14 protein-coding genes are annotated in these 20,988 nt (G+C 71.8%); 5 read left to right on the forward strand and 9 right to left on the reverse strand.

Features of this window, described 5'->3' with window-relative positions:
- The first annotated feature begins 202 nt into the window (after positions 1-202).
- On the forward strand, positions 203-988 hold the full coding sequence (gene lexA, locus ABZT18_RS01735) for a transcriptional repressor LexA (RefSeq protein WP_354993285.1): 786 nt from the start codon (positions 203-205) through the stop codon (positions 986-988).
- An 88-nt stretch (positions 989-1,076) separates the two neighbouring features.
- Here lexA and ABZT18_RS01740 read toward each other — a convergent pair whose 3' ends face one another.
- A complete protein-coding gene (locus ABZT18_RS01740; protein ID WP_354993284.1) occupies positions 1,077-2,840 on the reverse strand; it encodes a hypothetical protein in 1,764 nt (587 codons plus the stop codon).
- A gap of 50 nt (positions 2,841-2,890) precedes the next feature.
- Positions 2,891-4,342 (reverse strand): GTPase HflX, encoded by a 1,452-nt coding sequence (gene hflX / locus ABZT18_RS01745; protein WP_354993283.1) that lies wholly within the window; start codon positions 4,340-4,342, stop codon positions 2,891-2,893.
- 182 nt (positions 4,343-4,524) lie between these two features.
- Between hflX and ABZT18_RS01750 the strand changes: the two genes are divergently transcribed.
- Complete coding sequence (locus tag ABZT18_RS01750; protein ID WP_354993282.1) at positions 4,525-5,991, forward strand: NAD-dependent malic enzyme; 1,467 nt, start codon at positions 4,525-4,527, stop codon at positions 5,989-5,991.
- A 101-nt stretch (positions 5,992-6,092) separates the two neighbouring features.
- Here the strand turns inward: ABZT18_RS01750 and dapF are convergent, their stop codons facing one another.
- From dapF to ABZT18_RS01765, 3 genes are read right to left on the reverse strand one after another with little or no spacing between them, the layout of a single operon-like run.
- Positions 6,093-6,944 (reverse strand): diaminopimelate epimerase, encoded by an 852-nt coding sequence (gene dapF, locus ABZT18_RS01755; protein WP_354993281.1) that lies wholly within the window; start codon positions 6,942-6,944, stop codon positions 6,093-6,095.
- A gap of 7 nt (positions 6,945-6,951) precedes the next feature.
- Entirely contained in the window at positions 6,952-7,875 is a 924-nt protein-coding gene (gene miaA / locus ABZT18_RS01760; RefSeq protein WP_354993280.1) for a tRNA (adenosine(37)-N6)-dimethylallyltransferase MiaA, read from the reverse strand.
- Entirely contained in the window at positions 7,872-8,639 is a 768-nt protein-coding gene (locus ABZT18_RS01765) for a class III extradiol dioxygenase subunit B-like domain-containing protein (protein WP_354993279.1), read from the reverse strand. Before ABZT18_RS01765 ends, miaA begins: the two co-directional genes overlap by 4 nt.
- Positions 8,640-8,789: 150 nt before the next feature.
- On the opposite strand from ABZT18_RS01765, the gene ABZT18_RS01770 reads away from it, so the two are divergent.
- A complete protein-coding gene (locus ABZT18_RS01770) occupies positions 8,790-9,998 on the forward strand; it encodes a DUF349 domain-containing protein (protein WP_354993278.1) in 1,209 nt (402 codons plus the stop codon).
- A gap of 599 nt (positions 9,999-10,597) precedes the next feature.
- On the forward strand, positions 10,598-12,199 hold the full coding sequence (locus ABZT18_RS01775) for a cellulase family glycosylhydrolase (RefSeq protein ID WP_354993277.1): 1,602 nt from the start codon (positions 10,598-10,600) through the stop codon (positions 12,197-12,199).
- Between the two features lie 261 nt (positions 12,200-12,460).
- On the opposite strand, the gene miaB is transcribed toward ABZT18_RS01775, so the two are convergent.
- A complete protein-coding gene (gene miaB / locus ABZT18_RS01780) occupies positions 12,461-13,954 on the reverse strand; it encodes a tRNA (N6-isopentenyl adenosine(37)-C2)-methylthiotransferase MiaB (protein WP_354993276.1) in 1,494 nt (497 codons plus the stop codon).
- A gap of 221 nt (positions 13,955-14,175) precedes the next feature.
- Here miaB and ABZT18_RS01785 point away from each other — a divergent pair, with 221 nt between their 5' ends.
- Positions 14,176-15,084, forward strand: coding sequence for an alpha/beta hydrolase (locus tag ABZT18_RS01785; protein WP_354993275.1), 909 nt, complete (start codon positions 14,176-14,178; stop codon positions 15,082-15,084).
- Between the two features lie 70 nt (positions 15,085-15,154).
- Here the strand turns inward: ABZT18_RS01785 and fxsT are convergent, their stop codons facing one another.
- Genes fxsT through ABZT18_RS01800 form a run of 3 tightly spaced genes read right to left on the reverse strand, consistent with a single transcriptional unit; the run spans position 15,155 to position 20,948 of the window.
- A complete protein-coding gene (gene fxsT / locus ABZT18_RS01790; RefSeq protein ID WP_354993274.1) occupies positions 15,155-19,024 on the reverse strand; it encodes an FxSxx-COOH system tetratricopeptide repeat protein in 3,870 nt (1,289 codons plus the stop codon).
- Positions 19,021-20,292, reverse strand: a complete 1,272-nt coding sequence (locus ABZT18_RS01795) for a TIR-like protein FxsC (protein WP_354993273.1) — start codon at positions 20,290-20,292, stop codon at positions 19,021-19,023. Before ABZT18_RS01795 ends, fxsT begins: the two co-directional genes overlap by 4 nt.
- Complete coding sequence (locus ABZT18_RS01800; RefSeq protein WP_354993272.1) at positions 20,289-20,948, reverse strand: TIR-like protein FxsC; 660 nt, start codon at positions 20,946-20,948, stop codon at positions 20,289-20,291. Before ABZT18_RS01800 ends, ABZT18_RS01795 begins: the two co-directional genes overlap by 4 nt.
- Between the last annotated feature and the right edge of the window lie 40 nt (positions 20,949-20,988).

Here is a 20,988-nt window from a genome sequence, read left to right on the forward strand (position 1 = left end):
CGATCGAACGTGCGTGCTATTTGGCGTACCATTTATCAGAACATCCGTACGACCGGAGCGGTTTTTCGCACCGACACGCCGACAAGAGGTCGTACAGATGTTTGAAAATGACCGATCTCACCTATACGGTCATGAACAACGTGGCACCACCGCACGCACCACGAGCCGACGAGGCACCCAGCGCCGACCAGGGAGGACGGACGTGACCGAGGACCGGGCCAGCCGGCCGAAGAGCCCGCAGCAGATTACCGATGCGGGCCCGCCAGCCACCCGACGCCGCAGTGCCGCGCGCAGCCGGACGGGTCAGCCCACCGTGCGCCCGGTCACGCCGGTGGTCAGCGCCTTTCCCGACCCGGCGACGGTCGACCTGACCGCCCGCCAGCGCCGCATCCTGGAGTTCATTCGCACCTGGGTGGACCGGCACGGCTACCCGCCGAGCGTCCGGGAGATCGGCGAAGCCGTCGGCCTGGTGTCGCCGTCCAGCGTCGCTTACCAGCTCAAAGAGCTGGAGAAGAAGGGCTTCCTGCGCCGCGACCCCAACCGGCCGCGCGCGGTGGACGTCCGCGCCCCCAGCGAGGCCATCGACGACGAAATGTCCCGCGCACAACGGCCGACCCCGGCGTACGTGCCGATGCTCGGCCGGATCGCCGCCGGTGGGCCGATCCTCGCCGAGCAGGCCGTGGAGGACATCTTCCCGCTCCCCCGCGAGTTGGTGGGCGAGGGCGAGGTCTTCATGCTCCAGGTCAAGGGCGACTCGATGCTCGACGCGGCGATCTGCGACGGCGACTGGGTGGTCGTCCGGCAGCAGCCGACCGCCGACTCGGGCGAGATCGTCGCCGCCATGCTCGACGGCGAGGCGACCGTGAAGACCTACCGGCGGCGTGACGGGCACGTCTGGCTGATGCCACAGAACCCGGCCTTCGACCCGATCCCCGGTGACGACGCCACCATCATGGGCCGCGTCGTGGCGGTGCTGCGCCGGATCTGACCGGTCTGCGGGTGAGTGCCACGGCGCTCACCCGCGCTGGTTCACGGTCCGTCAGAGCGACCGATCCCCGTTCCCCGCTTAACGACCCTCAGTAACGGTCGCCCCGGTGGCCGCGACCACCGCCGGGATACTGCCCGTACGGGTCGACGGGCGAGTCGTCGTCACGCCGACGGCCGGGCCGCTGGCCCCGCGGGTCTGGCTCCTGCCCCCCGCGCCGGGGCGGCTCCGCACGACCCGCGCCGGGCTGGCCACCGTCGACGCCGTACACGCCACCGCCGGAACGACCATCCCCGCCCTGTGGACGACCGCCGCCACTGGCCGGGGGGCGTCCACCGCCACCGGCCGGAGGACGACCACCGCCGCCACCCTGGGGACGACCCCCGCCACCGGCCGGAGGACGACCACCGCCGCCACCCTGGGGACGACCGCCGCCACTCGCCGGAGGACGACCACCGCCACCGTAAACGCCGCCACCGGCAACGCCTGGCCGGGCCGGCCCGTTGCCACCGTCGGCGGCCGCCGGACGGCCACCGCCGCCGTACACCGCACCGCCCGCCGGGGCCGGACCGCCACGACCGGCACCACCGCCGCCGCCGTAGACCGCACCTCCCACCGGCGCGCCGCCACCGTAGACACCACCCGAACGGTCACCATCTGCCGGGAACCCCTCGGCGGCACGGCCTGCGCGCGGGCCCAACGGCTCGCCATCCGGGTCGGACGCGGCGGCGGCCGGTGGGCGGCGGCGAGCCCGGACGATGCCGAAGATGCCGGCGCCGACCAGCAGCAGGCCGATCAACCCGACCGCACCGACCAGGTATGTGATGTCGTCGAGGCTCAGCCCGGCGGTCCAGGATTTTGAAGCGGCCGGCTTGGCGGCCCCTTCCGGAGCCAGTGGCACCGCGGTCGAGTTGGACGGCGTGTAGCTGAGGATGTCGAGAGGTTCGTCTTCGGTGAACCGGCCCGCGTCGGAGACGGTGAGGAACGATTTCCCGTCCGGGGTGTAGCTGATGGCCTCGCCGAACGGGTCGGCCAGCGCCGTCACCCGCGGCGTGCCGGTGGTGAGCGCGCCGACGATGTCACCGCCGGTCACGTCGAACTCGAAGGCGTCCGCGTAGGTGCGCAGGACCACCCGGGAGCCGTCCGGTGACCGGGACGCGCCGGTGATCGCGATCCGGCCGAACGTGTTGAGCGTGTTCTCCGTCTGCGTCTGGGGCAGCGCGATGTCGCCGACCTTGCGCATCGGCACCGGGGCGGTGTCGCCGCCCTTCTTCAGGGCCGCCGTCGGGGTGTAGATCTCGGCCTTGCCGCTGGTCACCTTGGTGATGATCAACGGTTTCCCGTCATCGCCGATGAGCAACGCCTCGGCGTCGTGCGGTTTGTTCTCGGGGTAGGAGAGCCGGTGCAGCGTCGGCGGCGTGGCACCGGTGACCGGCATCGACCAGAGCGCGACGCGCGTGCGGCGCTCCTTCGAGGTGGTGTTGTCACCGGTGTCGGCGATCCAGAGGGTGCCGCCGTCCTTGGAGAGGGCGAGATCCTCGGTGTCGAACGGGCCCTGCCCCGAGTACCGGACCGGCTCCTTCGAGATCTTGCACTTGCTGTCGAGGAAGAAGACCCGCTTGCGTGCCGCGACCTCGGTGCCGTCGTTGATGACGATGAAGCCGGTCCTGGTCGCGACCAGGCCGGACAGCTCCCGCAGTCGCTCGTCGGCGATCGTGCACCGCTTCTGACCGGGAGTGACGGCGGGCGGCTCGGACGACCCGGGCGCGGGAGCCGCCGCGGCGACTCCGGCGAGCGCCACGGTTGCCCCGAGCAGGCCGAGGGCAACCGTGACCGAGGAAACAACGCGGCGCATTCGGCCAGTGTTGCATGCCACGCGTTTCCGGTGGATGACGCCGTGACCGCTCAGGGTCGGCTGCTGGCTGCCTGCCCCTGCCGCTCGACGTCGAACGGTGCCAGCTCCGCAGCCAGTTCCGCACCGACGCGGACGTGCAGCAGAGTGCCCTCCGGCAGGTGCGCCGTGCTGAGCACCTCGCCCGTGCGGTGCACCCGAGCCACCAGGTCACCCCGGTCGTACGGCAGCACGGCCCGGACCTCCACGGCCGGGCGTGGCAGCCGCTCCTCGATCGCCGCGCGCAGCCCGTCGATGCCCCACCCGGAGTGCGCGGACACGAAGATCGCGTCCGGCCAGAGCCGCTTGAGCCGCAGCAGAGTGTCCTCGTCGGCCGCGTCGGTCTTGTTGACCACCAGCAACTCGGGGAGTCGGTCCGCACTCACCTCGGCGAGCACCGCGTGGACCGCCCGGACCTGCTCCTCCGGATCCGGGTGGGTGCCGTCGACGACGTGCACCACCAGATCCGCCGCGCCGACCTCCTCCAGTGTCGAGCGGAACGCCTCGACGATCTGGTGTGGCAGGTGCCGGACGAAACCGACCGTGTCGGAGAGGGTGTAGAGCCGCCCGTCCGAGGCGGTGGCCTTACGGGTGGTGGGGTCCAATGTTGCGAACAGCGCGTTCTCCACGAGCACACCCGCGCCGGTCAGACGGTTGAGCAGGCTCGACTTGCCGGCGTTCGTGTAGCCGGCGATGGCCACCGCGGGGACGGCGTTGCGGGAGCGTCGGGCGCGCTTGGTCACGCGGACCGTCTTCATGTTCTTGATCTCGCGCCGCAGCCGGGAGATGCGGTGGCGGATGCGCCGCCGGTCGGTCTCCAGCTTGGTCTCACCGGGACCACGAACGCCCACGCCGCCGCCGGCGCCGCCACCCCGGCCGGAACCACCGGTCTGCCGGGAGAGCGTCTCACCCCAACCGCGCAGTCGGGGCAGCAGGTATTCGAGCTGGGCCAGCTCGACCTGCGCCTTGCCTTCCCTGCTCTTGGCGTGCTGGGCGAAGATGTCGAGGATCAGTGCCGTCCGGTCGACAACCTTGACCTTGGTGCGCTGCTCCAGGTTGCGCAGCTGCGACGGGGACAGCTCCCCGTCGCAGATGACCGTGTCGGCACCCGTGGAGAGCACCACCGCGCCGAGGTCGTCGACCTTGCCACGGCCGATGTACGTGGCCGGGTCGGGTCGGGTACGGCGCTGGATGAGCCCTTCGAGCACCTGCGAGCCGGCGGTCTCGGCCAGCGCGGCAAGCTCGGCCAGCGAATTCTCGGCGTCGGTCACCGTGCCCTCGGTCCAGACGCCGACCAGGACGACCCGCTCCAGCCGCAGCTGGCGGTATTCCACCTCGGTGACGTCGGTGAGCTCGGTCGACAGGCCCGGGACGCGTCGGAGGGACTGCCGCTCCGACAGCTCCATCTCGCCGGTGGTGACGTCGTCGAGCTCGTCCTGGGGGACAAAGCTCTCCTGGTCTCGCAAGCGGTTCTCCTGTCCGTTTTGATAAGTAGAACGTAATCCTGACATGAGACAACAGCGAACGCACCAGCTATATGCCCATGCTGAAGGTCGCCAAAAGTGGGGGCGAATGCTGGTCGGACTCGACAACCCGGTAGAAATGCGGGCGGCGGCCGAGTGGCCGCCAGCCGTGACGGAGGGATCCCGTGGCCATCACCCGACTGCCGAGCGCCGGATTTTCGATCACCATCCGGATTGCCGTGACCGCGGACGCCTCCTCGATCGGCCGGCTCACCACCTCCGTCGGTGAGGCCGGGGCGATCGTCACGGCGCTGGACGTGGTGGACTCGGACCCGACCCACGTGATCGTCGACCTCACCTGCGACACCGCCGACGCCGGCCACGCCGACCAGGTGGTCGACGCGCTGACCGCGCTGGACGGCGTGGACGTGCGGAAGGTGTCGGACCGGACGTTCCTCCTGCACCTGGGTGGCAAGATCGAGGTGACCTCGAAGGTCGCGCTGCGCAACCGTGACGAGCTGTCCCGGGCGTACACCCCGGGGGTGGCCCGGGTCTGCATGGCGATCGCCGAGAACCCGGCGGACGCCCGGCGACTGACCATCAAGCGCAACACCGTCGCGGTGGTCAGCGACGGTTCGGCGGTGCTCGGCCTGGGCAACCTGGGCCCGGCCGCATCCCTGCCGGTGATGGAGGGCAAGGCGGCGCTGTTCAAGCGCTTCGGCGGGGTGGACGCCTGGCCGGTGGTGCTGGACACCCAGGACACCGACGAGATCGTGGCCATCGTCAAGGCGATCGCGCCGGCGTACGGCGGGATCAACCTGGAGGACATCGCCGCGCCGCGCTGCTTCGAGATCGAGGCCCGGCTGCGTGAGCTGCTGGACATCCCGGTCTTCCACGACGACCAGCACGGCACCGCGATCTGCGTACTGGCCGCGCTGACCAACGCGCTGCGGGTGGTGGGCAAGCAGCTCGCGGACGTCCGGGTGGTGGTCTCCGGGGCCGGCGCGGCCGGCACCGCGATCATGAAGCTGCTGCTGCGCCAGGGCGTCGGCGACATCATCGCGTACGACCGGGAGGGCGCCCTGCACCGCGGGCAGACCGGGCTCAACTCGGCCTGGCAGTGGCTGGCGGACAACACCAACAAGGAGAACTACTCCGGCGACCTGCCGGGTGCGATCCGGGGCGCCGACGTGTTCATCGGCGTGAGCGCGCCGAACCTGCTGACCGGCGACGACATCGCCGGAATGGCCAAGGACGCGATCGTCTTCGCGCTCGCCAACCCGGACCCGGAGGTCGACCCGCGGGAGGCACGCAAGTACGCCGCGGTGGTCGCCACCGGCCGGTCGGACCAGCCGAACCAGATCAACAACGTGCTCGCCTTCCCGGGGGTGTTCCGCGGCATGCTCGACGCGCACGCCGAGGAGTTCACCGAGGAGATGGCGCTCGCGGCCGCCCAGGCCATCGCCGACGTGGTCGGCGAGGACAAGATCAACCCGACGGTGATCGTGCCGAGCGTCTTCGACTCCCGGGTCGCCCCGGCGGTCGCCGCCGCCGTCCGCGCCGCCGCGAACAACCCCAGCCCGCTGCCGGCCGCCGACCCCGGCCCCGCCGACCTCCCGGAGATCGCCGCCAACGCAAGCGCAACCCCCTGACGGACCCTCCCCCTGCCCCCTAACGACACCTGTTGATCAAGAGGTTTCGGTCATCCGCGAGGCGCGGAATGACGCAAACCTCTTGATCAACAGGGAAGGGGTCAGGCGGGCAGCGGGAGCGCGGCGAGAGTGATCTCTCCGGTGACTACCAGGACAGCTGGGCCGGAGAGCCAGCAGGAATCGTCGGTCACGGTGACCGTTAGGCGGCCGCCGGGGACGTCTACGGCGATCACTCCGGTGTCCAGGCCCGCGTCGCGCAGGGCCACAGCGGCCACCGCGCAGGCACCCGTGCCGCAGGACAGGGTCTCGGCGCTGCCGCGCTCGTACACCCGCATGAGGGTGTGCCCGTCGGTGTCGTCGACCGGGTCGCCCGCCACGATGAACTCCACGTTCACCCCGGCCGGGAAGACCGTCGGATCGAACCCGGGCGCGCTGGTCAGGTCCAGCGCGGACAGCTCCACGCCGGTCGGCAGGACGCAGACCAGGTGCGGGTTGCCGACGTCCACGGCGGTGCCGCGCAGAGTCAACTCGCCGAGGGTGGCCACGGAGTCGTCGTACAGCCGGGGGTGGCGCATCTCGACGGACACGGTGCCGCCCTCGACGAGCGCGCGCACGACGCCGGTCCGGGTGGCCACCGGCAGGGCCGCGCCGGCGAGCGTCGCCAACCCGGTGTCGACCAGGTAGCGCACGAAGACCCGAGCGCCGTTGCCACACATCTCGGCGAACGAGCCGTCAGCATTCCAGTAGTCCATGAACCACTCGGCCTCGCCGGCCTGGGCGGCGCCCTCGGGGTGCCTGGCCGCGCGGACCACCCGCAGTACGCCGTCCGCGCCGATGCCTCGCCGTCGGTCGCAGAGCGCCGCGACCAGCTCCGGGGTCAGGTCGAGCTGACCGTCCGGGTCGGGCAGGAGGACGAAGTCGTTGCCGGTGCCGTGGCCCTTGGTGAACTTCACGCCCTCATCATCGCGCGGCCGCGGGCACCAGGCGCAGGGCGGCCTCGATCAGGCCCGGCGTCGCCGAATCCAGCCAGTGGATCCGTGGATCACGCCGGAACCAGGACCGCTGCCGACGGACGAACCGCCGAGTGGCCCGGACCGTCTCCTCGTGCGCCTGTGAGTCGGTCAACTCACCGGCGAGCAGGCGCAGCACCTGCTGGTAGCCGAGCGCCCGGCTCGCCGTCCGCCCCTCGGGCAGCCCGCGCCCGACCAGCTCACGCGTCTCGTCCACGAGGCCGTCGGCCCACATGCGGTCGACCCGCAGCGCGATCCGCTCGTCGAGCAGCCCGGTGTCCAGGTCGACTCCGAGCTGCACCGACGGGTAGAACGGTGTGGGCTGCGGCAGCGAGGCGGTGAACGGCGCGCCGGTGAGCTCGATCACCTCCAGGGCCCGGACGATCCGCCGACCGTTGCCGGGGAGGATTCCCTCGGCGGCGACCGGGTCGGCGGCACGCAGCCGCGCGTACAGCGGCGCAGGGCCGCCCTCGGCCAACTCCTGTTCCAGCCGCTCCCGCAGCGCCGCGTCGGTGCCGGGGAACTCGAAACGCTCCAGCACCGCCCGCACGTACAAGCCGGACCCACCGACGAGCAGCGGCACCCGCCCCCGGAACAGGATGTCGTCCACCGCCGCGCGGGCCAGCCGCTGGTACTCCGCGACGCTCGCCGGCTCGGTGACCTCCCAGATGTCCAGCAGGTGGTGGGGCACCCCGTCCCGCTCGGCGAGGGTCAGCTTGGCGGTGCCGATGTCCATGCCCCGGTAGAGCTGCATCGAGTCGACGTTGACCACCTCCCCGTCGAGGGCATGCGCCAACGCGATGCTCAGCGCCGACTTACCCGCCGCGGTCGGGCCGACCACCGCGACGACCGTGCCGGGTCCGTCGCTGGTCACACCCGCTCCCAGGACGCCACGAAGTAGGCGACGCCGTAGGGGGCCGCGTCGTACCGCAGCTCGCCGCGCCACCCACCGCCGGCCGAGCGGGCCGCGTTGGCGAGCACCTGCCAGGGGCCACGGCCGGCGGCCTTCAGCTCCGTCGACACCACCGGGTCGAGGTCGAGCAGGGCGTCCAGGTCCGCCTCGGCCAGCGCTGCGGCAACCCGCTGGTCGTACGGGCGGGCACGCGGATCGTCATACCCGGGGGCCTTCTCACCCCGGCAGGCCGACCCGTCCCCGAGCACCAGCAACGCCACCCGGTCACCCGCGGCGTCGACCTCGTCGGCGAGCGCGGCCAGCTCGGCCGGGCCAGCGTCGGAGGCCACCTGCACGGCGGTCACCGGCGGACGCGCGTCGTGCCGGGCCAGCAACCACGCGCCGATGGTCAGACTCAACGGCAGCACCGCCCCCCGATCGGGCTGGCCGGAGATCAACGGCACATCCAGGTCGACGCCCCAGGGCTGGAGAGAGCCGGTGGCCGGGGTGCGGATCGGGCCGGTCACCGGGCCGGTGCCCAACAGCACCACCGCGGCCGGATCGGCGGCCAGCAGCCCGCGTACGGCGGTGTCGCAGGCCGCCCGTAGGTCGTCCAGCTCCGGGGCCGCGGAGCCGGCCACCTCGGGCACTAGCAGGGGCGGATGCGGGCAGACGGCAGCGGAAACCAGTGGCACCCGTTCACCGTAGCGGGAATCCCCGGTGCGTCTCCGCGCCGATCCGGTCATTCGGCCCCTAGGACACCGTATGGTCACGGTCGGCGATAGGCGCTCGACGCGGACCGGGTCGGACCTGTGACAATGCCGGGAGCAACTTGGCTGCGCCGTGGCGGCGGCGGGGGACGATTTCCTCGACGCCGGGAGAACGAGGATGGGCACATGAGCGACTGGACTGCCTTCGGACGGGTGGACGCGGACGGCACCGTATACGTCAAGACCACCGAGGGCGAGCGGGTGGTCGGATCCTGGCAGGCGGGAGCACCGGAGGAGGGCCTGGCACACTTCGCACGCCGCTTCGCCGATCTGGTGACCGAGGTGGACCTGACCGAGGCTCGGCTCAAGTCGGGTGCGGCGGATGCCGGGCACTCGTTGAGCACGATCCGGCGAATCCGCGCCACGCTGCCCGAGGCCCACGTGGTCGGCGACATCGACGCCCTGGCCACGCGGCTGGACAAGCTGGCCACCCTCGCCGAGGAGAAGGCCGCCGAGGCTCGCGCTGCCCGGGACGCCGCTCGCGGCGAGGCCCTGGCCCGCAAGACCGCGCTGGTCGAGGAGGCCGAGAAGCTGGCCGCCGAGTCCACCGGTTGGAAAACCGCCGGGGATCGGCTCAAGGAGATCCTGGACGAGTGGAAGACCATCCGTGGGGTCGACAAGAAGGCCGACGGTGAGCTGTGGAAGCGGTTCGCCGCCGCCCGGGACGGTTTCACCCGGCGCCGGGGCGCCCACTTCGCCTCCCTGGACTCCCAGCGCAAGCAGGCGCAGACGGCCAAGGAGGAGCTGGTCGCCGAGGCGGAGAAGCTCACCGACTCCACCGACTGGGCCGCCACCGCCAACCAGCTCAAGGATCTGATGACCCAGTGGAAGGCCGCGCCGCGCGCCTCCAAGGAGGCCGAGCAGAAGCTCTGGGAACGATTCCGGGCCGCGCAGGACGCCTTCTTCAGCCGGCGCAGTGAGGTCTTCTCCGCACGGGACAACGAACAGCGCGGCAACCTGGAGCGCAAGCAGGCCCTGCTCGCCGAGGCCGAGGCGTTGGACATCGACGCCGACCCGAAGGGCGCCCAGGCCAAGCTGCGGGAGATCCAGGCACAGTGGCACGAGGCCGGCAGGGTGCCCCGCGAGGCGGCCACCGGGCTGGAGCGCCGACTGCGCGTCATCGACGACAAGGTCCGCGACGTGATGGACTCGGCGTGGCGCCGCACCACCAAGGAGGACAACCCGCTGCTCGCCCAGATGCGGACGCAGGTGGCGGAGGCCGAGGACCGGCTGACCCGGGCGCAGACCGCCGGGGACACGCGCCGGATCAAGGAGGCCGAGCAGGCGCTCGCCGCCAAGCGGCAGTTCCTCCAGCTGGCCGAGCAGGCCGGCTGACCTGACGCGTTCCGGGAGCCCCCGGTCCCTGATGGGACCGGGGGCTCCCGCGCGTCCAGGCCGCGCCGCATGCCGCATGCCGCATGCCGCATGCCGCACGCCGCACGCCGCACGCCGCACGCCGCACGCCGCACGCCCATGATCGTGCTCGATCCAGGAAGTAGTGGCATCAGGAGCGGAGCGAGACCACTACAACCAGGATCGAGCACGATCATGCGGGTACGCACGCCGCGGGCAGGGCTGCCCGGCGCGCGGCCCGGACGGGGCTGCCCGGCGCCCGGCGCGGACGGGCGGCCCGGCAAGCGAGACGGCCCGGCAAGCGGGACGGACGGGGCGGACAGCGGGCCGTCGGGTTGTTGACGCATTGGGATGGGCTGATGAGAATGGGCGACGGAGCCAGGTAGGGCCACCGGCACGAGGGCAACGACGGCGGGGACACCGCTGTCGGGAGTCGGCCGGTGAGCTTCCGCGAGTGACCACGTCCCCGTGACATGGACCGTCGCGCACTGTCCGCGTACCCCTGAGGGATCGTGACGTGCGGACGGCCACCCGCCCGGCGCCGCCCACGGACGGCGCAGGGCTTCCGAAGTGGAGCTCGCATGTTCCGTCCCACCGCTTTCGGCGGCGCGCTGACCGCGCTCGCCACCCTCGCGGCTGGCGTGTTCCTCGCCGCCGCCGTCAGCACCAGCCCGGCCGTCGCCGCTGGCACCGGTACCGGCTACCTGCACACCAACGGCAACCAGATCGTGGACAGCACCGGGGCCACGGTCCGGCTGACCGGCATCAACTGGTTCGGCATGGAGACCGACAACAAGACCTTCCACGGGCTGTGGTCGAACAACCCGTGGCGGGGGCAGCTCGACACGATGGCCCGGCTGGGTTACAACACGCTGCGGGTGCCGTACTCGAACGACGCGCTGAAGGCGGGCGCCACGGCCAGTGGGGTCAACGACTTCGTCAACCCGGACCTGGTCGGGCTCTCCCCGTTGCAGATCCTGGACAAGGTGATCGGCTACGCCGGCAGCAAGGGGATGCGGATCATCCTGGACCGGCACCGGCCGACGGCGGCCGGGCAGTCGCCGCTCTGGTACACGTCGACGGTCTCCGAGGCGACCTGGATCAACGACTGGAAGATGCTCGCCCAACGGTACGCGGGCAATCCCACGGTGATCGGCGCTGACCTGCACAACGAGCCGCACGCCGAGGGCACCAACCCGGCGGCCACCGGCGCGTGCTGGGGCTGCGGCGACACCACCCGGGACTGGCGGCTCGCCGCCGAGCGGGCCGGAAACGCCATCCTCGGTGTCCAGCCCAACTGGTTGATCTTCGTCGAGGGGGTGAGCTGCCCCAGTGGCGGCCTCTCCAACGTCTGGGACAACGACCCGAGCAACGACGAGGACTGCGGCTGGTGGGGTGGCAACCTGTCGAAGGCCGGCCAGTTCCCGGTACGGCTGAGCGTGGCCAACCGGCTGGTCTACTCGCCGCACGAGTACGCCACCTCGGTCTACCGGCAGACCTGGTTCGACGCCCCGGACTACCCGGCGAACATGCCGGCCATCTGGGACAAGTACTGGGGTTACCTCTACAAGCAGAACATCGCCCCGATCATGATGGGTGAGTTCGGCAGCACGCTCGCCGACCCGAAGGACCGGGTGTGGCTGGAGAAGCTGATGGCGTACACCGGCACCGGGGTCACCGGGATGTCCTTCACCTACTGGTCGTGGAACCCCAACTCCGGTGACACCGGCGGTATCGCGTTGGACGACTGGACCAGCATCAACACCACCAAGCAGGCGATCCTCCAGCCGTACCTGATCGCGCCGTCCGGCGGTGGCACCAGCCCGACGCCAACGCCGACGGCTTCGCCCACCGGAGGACCGAGCAACCCGCCGACCGGTGCCTGCTCGGCCACCTACCGGCAGGTCAACGCCTGGCAGGGCGGCTTCCAGGGTGAGTTGACCGTGAAGAACACCGGCTCCGCGGCGGTGAACCCGTGGTCGGCGACCTGGAGTTGGCCGGCCGGGGTGACGCTGGGCAGTGGTTGGAACGCCACCGTCACCCAGTCCGGCACGACGGTCACCGCCGCCGCCCCCAGTCACGCACCGTCCCTGCCTGCGGGCGGGTCGGTCACCGTGGGCTTCACCGCCAACGGCACCGCCAGTGCCCCGGGCGCGGTGAAGCTCAACGGCACCAGCTGCTAACCCACCCCCGCCCCTAACCGCCGCGCGTCGCCACCCGCCCTCCGCGCCCGCCCTCCGCGCCCGCCCTCCGCGCCCGCCCTCCGCGTCCGCCCTCCGCGTCCGCCCTCCGCGCCCGCCCTCCGCGCCCGCCCTCCGCGTCGATCTAGGGGAAATCGTCACTAATGGATCTCCATCCACAACGATTCGCCCTAGATCGACGCGGAGGGGCTAGGCACGGGGGGGTGGCGCACTCGGGAGCAGCGGCGGGCGGGGCGGGGCGGGTTAGTGCGCGGCGCAGCCGGCGGTGGGTGCGGGCGCGACCGGCGGTGCGCCGATCGTCGGCAGACCGAGCAACACCCCGGGGGTACGCGGGGAGCGACCCGCCTCGGCAGCGTCGCCAGCCCGGGTCCGCCGGTGCGCGACCGGCGCTCCGTCGGCGTTGAGGTGATGCGGGGCGGCGTACGTGATCGTGGTGTGCACGATGTCCCCCGGCCGGATCTGGCCGGCCTGCGACTCCGCGCCGGGGGCCTCGGTCGCGAAGTGCACCAGCCGACCGTCGCGCGCCCGACCGGACATCCGGCCGGTCCGCTCGTCCTTGCGACCCTCGCCGACCGCGACGAGCACCTCGACGGTCTCCCCCAGCAGGCGCTTGTTCTCCGTCCAGGTGATCTCCTCGACGGTGGTGATCAGCCGCTCGTAGCGCTCCTGAACGACCTGCTTGGGCAGCTGGTCGTCCATCGTGGCGGCGGGGGTGCCGGGGCGCTTCGAGTACTGGAAGGTGAACGCCGAGGAGAACCGTGCCTCGCGGACCACGTCCAGGGTGCGCTGGAAGTCGGCCTCGGTCTCGCCGGGGAAGCCGACGATGATGTCGGTGGTGATCGCCGCATCCGGCATCGCCGCCCGGACCTTCTCGATGATCCCCAGGTACCGCTCGGAGCGGTAGGACCGGCGCATCGCCCGGAGGACGTCGTCGGAGCCGGACTGCAACGGCATGTGCAGCGAGTGGCAGACGTTCGGCGTCTCGGCCATCGCGGCGATCACGTCGTCGGTGAAGTCCTTCGGGTGCGGGCTGGTGAACCGGACCCGCTCCAACCCGTCGATGTCACCACACGCGCGCAGCAGCTTGCCGAAGGCGTACCGATCGCCGAACTCGACACCGTAGGAGTTGACGTTCTGCCCGAGCAGGGTCACCTCCAGCACGCCCTCGTCGACCAGGGCGCGCACCTCGGAGAGAATGTCGCCGGGGCGGCGGTCCTTCTCCTTGCCGCGCAGCGCGGGCACGATGCAGAACGTGCAGGTGTTGTTGCAACCCACCGAGATCGACACCCAACCGGCGTACGTGGACTCGCGGCGGGTGGGCAGCGTGGAGGGGAAGACGTCGAGGGACTCCAGGATCTCCACCTCGGCGGCGGCGTTGTGCCGGGCCCGCTCCAGGAGCACCGGCAGCGCGCCGATGTTGTGGGTCCCGAAGACCACGTCCACCCAGGGCGCCTTGCGGACGATCTCTCCCCGGTCCTTCTGGGCCAGGCAGCCACCGACGGCGATCTGCATCCCGGGGTGCTTGTCCTTCACCGGGCGCAGACGACCGAGGTTGCCGTAGAGCCGGTTGTCCGCATTTTCCCGCACCGCGCAGGTGTTGAAGACGACGATGTCCGGGGTGTCGTCGGCCGGCACCGCGCGCACATAGCCAGCCTGTTCGAGCAGGCCGGAGATGCGCTCAGAGTCGTGCACGTTCATCTGGCAGCCGTACGTCACGACGTTGTAGGTCCTAGCCACCCTCTTGGTGCCCCTTCCCCTCGGGCTACCAGGGTAGCGGCCCCGTTCGGCGGCCCCAACCGACCGGCATTGACCCGGCGGCCCATAGCGGGCATCCACGACGGGCAGTACGCTGCACAGCAAGAATGTGTTCTGGGCGATTTCGGGGGCTTTGCACTCGGCGCCGACGATGCGCGGCTCCATTCACGGGGGAGCACATGACGACCCGCGGGAGGCCAACCGTGACGCGACAAGATGCGGCACAGCGCACCGTCACCACCCCGGACGGGCGACACCTCGCGGTGGAGACCTCCGGCGCGTCGGACGGGCCCGCGGTCTTCCTGCTGCACGGCACCCCCGGCAGCCGCAGCGGCCCCCGACCGCGCGGCATCGTCGTCTACCGCCTCGGCGTGCACCTCGTCTGCTACGACCGGCCCGGTTACGGCGACTCCGGACGGCACGAGGGTCGGCGGGTGGCCGACGCGGCGGCCGACGTGGCGGCGATCGCCGACGACCTCGGCATCGAGCGATTCGCGGTGGTGGGCCGATCCGGTGGCGGGCCACACGCCCTGGCCTGCGCGGCGCTGCTGCCGGATCGGGTCACGCGGGCCGCCGTGCTGGTGGGGCTCGCCCCGGCCGGCGCACCCGACCTGGACTGGTACGCCGGGATGGCCGAGACGAACGTGGAGGACTTCGGGCAGGCCGACGAGGATCTGGCCGAGCTCACGCTCAACCTGAAGCTCCGCACGGAGGAGGCCCGGCGAGACCCGATGACGCTGCTGGATTTCCTCCGCCCCCAGTTGCCCGAGGCGGACATCCGGGTCGTCGACGACATCGCGATCCGCCGACTGCTGACCGACATGTACTCCGAAGCGCTGCGGCACGGCCCCGAGGGTTGGATCGACGACGTGCTGGCGATCCGGCGGGGCTGGGGGTTCGACCTGGGCGCCATCCAGGCGGAGGTCCGCCTCTGGCACGGCGAGCAGGACCGTTTCTCCCCGGTGGAGCACTCCCGGTGGCTCGCCTCGCAAATCTCACGCGCCGAGGTCCAGGTGCAGCCCGGCGCCGCGCACTTCGGAGCGGTGGAGATCCTGCCGCAGACCCTGACCTGGCTGGCCACGCCGGATCTCGCGACCAGCCCGCGCCTCTGAGCCACCGAGGCGGCACGGCCCGACCGGCGGGCGGGTCAGACGCCCGACCCGCCCGCCGAACCGACCCCGATCAGAACGGGTGCGGGTCGATCACCCGGACGACGAACCGCCGCTCGCGCAGGGTCTGCACGGTGGGATGCTCCTGGCCGATCACCTCGGCCAGCCGGTCCGCCACGGCGCCGACGTCCTCGGCGGAAGCGCCGTCGCCGGCCCGCCTCGACACCAGGGCGAGGTCCCCGAGGCAGCGCAGCGTGTCGGGGTGGCCCGCGCCAATCACCGCGGACAACCGGCCGGCGGTCTCCCGCAGCCGGTCCCGCGCCGAATCCCAGTCACCCTCCTCGGCGAGGCACACCGCCTGGTTGACCTCCGCCGCGAGGGTGTGCGGATGATCGGCGCCGAGCGCCTTGCGCAACTCACCGGCCGCCCGCGCAGCCGATGCGCGGGCTTCCGATTTGCGGCCGACCGCACGTTCGGCGGCGGAGATGTTGCTCAGCGTCGCCAGGGTGTGCGGGTGCTCCGCGCCGAGCCGGAGATCCTCCTCGTACGCCTGGGTCACGGCGATCATCTCGGTCAGCGCCCGGGCCGCGTCGCCGACGGCCAGCAGGTTCGCCGCGCGGCTCGACCGGCACGCCACCGTGTCCGGGTTGTCCGGTCCGAAGAGTTCGTCGAGCTTCCGGTAGGCCGTCTCGAACAGCGGTGCGGCCTCGCCCGCCCGGCCGGCGCTGCGCAGTGACACCGCCAGGTTGACCTGGGCTCCGAGGCTTCTGCCGTCGTCGGTCCCGAGCACCTCGCAGTACGAGTCGTACACGGTTCGCAGCAGGGTGGCCGACCGCTCGTACTCGCCGGCCTCCCGTAGGTCGCTGCCGAGACGGAGAGCGGAGACGAGGGTGTACGGGTTGGTGGGACCGAGCACCAGCCGCCGCCGCTGGTGCACCTCGTCGTCCCACCGGCGGGCCGACCGGTAGTCGCCGACCAGCCGGTACGAGACGGCGAGGTTGTTCGCCGCGCTCAACGTCCGCGGGTGGTCCTCGCCGAACACCTGGAGCCAGGAGGCGTAGGTGGACCGGTCCCGTTCCAGCGCCTCGGAGTAGCGGCCGAGGGCTCGCAGGTCACCGGCGAGGCTGCCGGCGGTCATCAGGCTGTGCGGGTGCAGCGGGCCCAGCAGCCGCCGCTGCTCGGCCAGCACCGCCTCGTCCAGGTCCCGGGCCTCGTCGAACCTGCCCAGGCTGCGCAGAATGTTCGCCCGGTTGAACCGGAGGTGCAGCAACTGGCGACCCAGCGCTGTCGCCTCGGTCTCATCCTGCGTAGCGCCGAGTCGGGCGGTCCAGGTGTCGTCCACCTCCTGGCTGAACCCGTCGGCCTGGTCCAGGCCGCCGCGCTGCCACAGATAGCGGACCCGGTCGATCAGCAGTTGGCACACCGGCTCGTCCGGGCAGTTGAGCGCCTCGGACACCTCCAGGTGCGGCCAGAGCATGCGCAGCCGGGGCCAGGTGGTCGGGTCGTCCACGTCGCCGCGCGGCCGGGACGCGGCCAGCACCAGGTGCACCTGGTGTCGGGCGGCGGTGATCTCGTCCTCGGTCATCCGGTCGCGTACGACCGCCTGCAACAGCCGGTGCACCTGGACCCGGCCGCCCTGGACGTCGAGTTTCAACAGCGCCAGCCGGTTGATCTGCTGGACCAGGGCACCACGCACGAGCCGCTCCGACACCGACGGGTCGAACGGCACGAGCGCCGCCGCCATCTCGTCGCTGTAGATGAGTTCGAGGGCGATCTCCGGGGCCAGCACCGAGCAGAGCTGCAACAGCCGGTACGCGGCGGGCGCCTGGTCGAGCAGCCGGTTCAACGACAGGTCCCAGGTGGCCTCCACGGAGAGCGCGCTGGGGCCGTGCCGCTCGATCTGCCGCAGGTAGTCGGCGACCGACGTGCCGGTGTCAGCGAGCCAGGCGCCCGCCGCGGCCACCGCGATCGGCAGGTCGCCGAGCGCCTCGGCCACCCGGTCGGCCTCCTCGGCGCTGATCGTGGGCACCCGCTGGGCGAGGTGCGCGACACTCTCGGTGCGGTCGAAGACGTCCACCGGGATCGGGTTCGCCCGGTCACCCCAGGCGCGGTTGCGGGAGGTCAGCAGGACGTGCCCGGGCCCCTGCGGCAGGAAGGGCTCGATCTGTTCGAGCTCTTCGGCGTTGTCGAGCACGACGAGCCACCGCTCGTACGGCTCGCCCCGGCTCAGCACCTGCAGCACCGACCGGACCGTGTCGGGCAGGGTGGGCCCGGCGAGGATGCCGAGGCGACCGGCGAGGTCGGCCAGGGCGGTGTCGACGAACTGCGGCGGGTCCGCGACGATCCACCAGACCACGTCGTACGCGGCCTTGAACCGGTGCACGTATTCCAGAGCCACCTGCGTCTTGCCGACGCCGCCCATGCCCTGCAGGGCGACCGGCAGCACCACCGCGCTGCCCCCGCTCTGCAACTGCGCGCGCAGCCGCGCCAGGTCGTCCTCCCGGCCGGTGAACCGGGCGTTCCGGTTGGGAGCGTTGAAGATCAGCGGCTCGGCGCCGGGATAACGGGTGCCCCCGCCCGCCGGGCCGTCCGCCGACGACGGCACCGGCCGACCGACCAGCCGCAACACCCGCTCCACGGCCGTCGCGGCGCTCACATTGACCAGGTTGGTGGAGCTCTGGGACGGGAACTCCGCCAGCGGGCGCAGGTCGGCGACGTACACGGCGAGCGCCGTGGAGCCGGTGCTCGTGTCACGGTCGGGCAGACCGCCGGACGGTGTTGCCACGTAGGCCGGCGAGACCACGGTCAGCGTGCGTGGGGCGGGCGTACCGGCGGACCCGACGACGGTCGTGGGGTCCACCACCCGCAGCCCGGCCGAGCTGAGCACCCGCTCCAGCCACTCGGCCCAGATGGCGTCCTCCGGCGCGCACCGAAGCACGATCTGGTCGTCGATCGCCTCGGTGCGTCGGCGGAAACGCGCCTTGCCGCGCTCCCGAACCGACTCGTCCATCACCGGCAGCGCGGTCACCGCTCCGTCGGTGAGGATTCCGGTCAACGTCTCGAACGCGGCCAGCAGCGACGTCGGCGAGCCGGGCGGGTCGCCGAACGTCGCCAGGGTTTCCTCGTACGCGTAGAACGGCCGGTACGGAACCTCGACCGCAGCCCAGTACCGCCGCCGTTCCGCCTCGGTCATGCCCGCCGGCAACCCGGCGAACCGGCGCATGGCCAGCAGGCGACCCGCCTCGGCCCGCTCCTTCTCGGCCTGGTCGACCCGCATCGGCACCGGCAGGACCCGGATGTCGCGCCGCCTGTACCGGTCCCGCACCGAGTGCGCCACCCGAGCCGCGCCGTCGATGCCCTGGTCGCTGAGGGTGAAACAGTCGACCAGGGTGTCCGGCAGGTGCAGGGTGCAGATGTCGGCGACGTCGCTCAACCCCGTCCGGCTGTCGATCAGGGTGAAGTCGTACTGGCGTTTCATGTCCGCCCGCAGCGCCTCGAAGAACTGCGCCCCGCCCAGCCGGTTGTAGAAGTTGTCCCAGTCCAGCCCGCTCACGGAGACGGCGTAGTCGCTGTTCTGCCGGCCGGCGGAGAGGAAGTCGAGGCCACCGCCGTCCGGGAAGTTCCAGCGCAGCGAGAACGCGTGCCGGCCGACCCGGGCGTACTGCTCCATCCAGCGATCCGGTCGGTCGTCGACCCGGGTGGTCTCCCACTCGTAGTCGCGGATCATGTCGATCACACCGCTGGTGCCCTGGATCGCATCGGCGTCGAGGAACGGGTGGAAGAAGCGGTGCAGGCCGGGTGATTCGAGGTCCCAGTCAGCGACGAGCACCCGTCGGCCGCTGGCCGCGAGGATCCAGGCGACGTTGGCCAGTGCCATCGTCCGGCCCGTCCCACCCTTGAACGAGTAGAAGGTGACGACCTGGCCTTCGCGATCGTTGTTCATCGGTTCTCTCCGTGGGGACGCGGTGGGGCCGGATCATCAGGCGGGGACGCGGGGTCGGGCGTAACGACCGCGCCGGCGGCGGGCAGGCCGTCGCGCAGGCTCGGCACCGGCTCCGGTGGTGGATCGAAGGGAACGACCGGGCCGTGTTTGAGGAACTGACGGCGAGCCTCGGTGACCAGCGCCGGCATCAGATCGACGAACTCCGGCATGCTGCACGCGCGCTTCACCTGGGGCAGACCGGCGTCCTGCAACAGCTGCGTCACCTCGGTCGCCCATCGGGTGACGTCCTGGGTGTCGTCCTCGTCGGTGACGACCAGCGGAACGACCCACTCCCGCAGCCCGTGCAACTTGCTGGCCAGGGCGCCGGGCGCATCCGGCGCCGCCGCGATCCACGGGTCGACCAGCAGCACGGCCGGTCGGCGATCGAGCAGACCGGCGGCCTGCGCGAAGTCTTCCGTGCGGGCCGACAGCCCGAGGCGCTCGGCGGTGCTGGCCGCGTACTCGGCGGCGGGCAGTTCCTGGCGACGCCCGTACGGCCGCCAGAGCCGGCCGCTGGCGGCGTAGCCGGCGGGGTCGCGGTCGATCGGCAGATGGTCCTGGGTCGGGGCCAGGACGGCGACGACGAAGTCCGGGTCGGTCGACGCCGGGCGGGTGACCTCGTCGAGGCCGGGCGCCCGGGACGGGCCCAGCGGTCGCCGCTCGGCGGTGTGCACGATCTGGCCGGCCAGGCGGCTCAGCAGAAGCTCGTACTGCTCCCGGTAGGAGGCCAGCATGCAGAACGCGCGTAGGCCGTCCTCGGCGTACTCCGGGACGTCCCGGCCCAGGTCCAGGGCCCCGTCCAGCTCCGGATGGGACTCCCACGGGGGAAACGGAATCCACAGCACCGGAGTGAGATGGCCAGCGGCGACCCGGGCCGGCCCGGCGGCGGCCAGCCGCGCCCGGAAGGACTCCTGCTCCCCCAGCGCCCACGGGCGACTGAAGTAGCCCGGCGAGTAGAGCGGCACGAAGACCTCGGCGTCACCGAGCGCCTCCGCGAGAGCGGCCTTCCAGTCGGCGCCCAACGGGATGTGCTGGTCGAAGAAACCGATCCGCATCCCCGCCACCGGTTGCGCCTGGCGCCGCACCTCGTCGGCCAGGTCGGCGAAGAACTGGCCGACCCAGACGTCGGCGTCGGCCCGTGCGCCCTGCCGCGGCGCCGAGTGGGCATAGCTGAGGAAGAAGTACGTCCCTCGCGCCGCCGACCGGCGCCGATCCGCCGGCGGGCTCATCCCGGCTCCTCGGCGAACCGGTTGCACAGCTCGTCCACGCTCGCCGGCACCCATGGCTCCACCAGGTACGACCGGTGGATGGCCACGATCCGCTGCGCGAGCCGCCAGACCACCGCCCGGTACGCGTTCTCCCACTGCATGGTCAGCAAGCCATAGACCCCATCCCGTTGGTAGTGCACCGCGATGTCCTGATCCGGCATGGCGGTCGGGGAGAACCGTTGGATGTCGCGGAGCACCCGAGGCAGTGGGGTGCCGTTCGTCGGCGACCAGGTGACCGGCACGATCGCCGTCTCGTGGGCGGAGGCGGAGCTGTGCCGCGGGACGATCCGGCGGCGGGAGAACGCGTCCCACTCCCGGCCACACCAGTCGCTGCCGAGCAGTGCGCTGGACACCAGCGGAACGAAGACCTGGCAGGTGCCGGCGGCCTGGAGGAGCTCCGGGTTCCATCGTTCCCCGCCCGCGATGGAGCTGTCCAGGAAGCCGGGGTCCACCCCGGTCACCGGGCCGACCAGCTCGCTGACATGGACGGAGAGGTCCTCAAAGAATCGGGAGACGTACTCGGCGGGTTTGCCGGTGGCCCGGCCGATCGGCGCTCTGGAGTAGCTGAGAAAGAAGAGCGGCGCGCGCGTACCGGAGGGTGCGTCCACTGTGCTCACCGCAGCCCCTCCGCCCTCCCCACGCGGCCGGAACATCAGC

It is taken from the genome of Micromonospora sp. NPDC005291, from assembly GCF_040607415.1.
In the GTDB taxonomy this organism is placed as follows: Bacteria; Actinomycetota; Actinomycetes; order Mycobacteriales; family Micromonosporaceae; genus Micromonospora.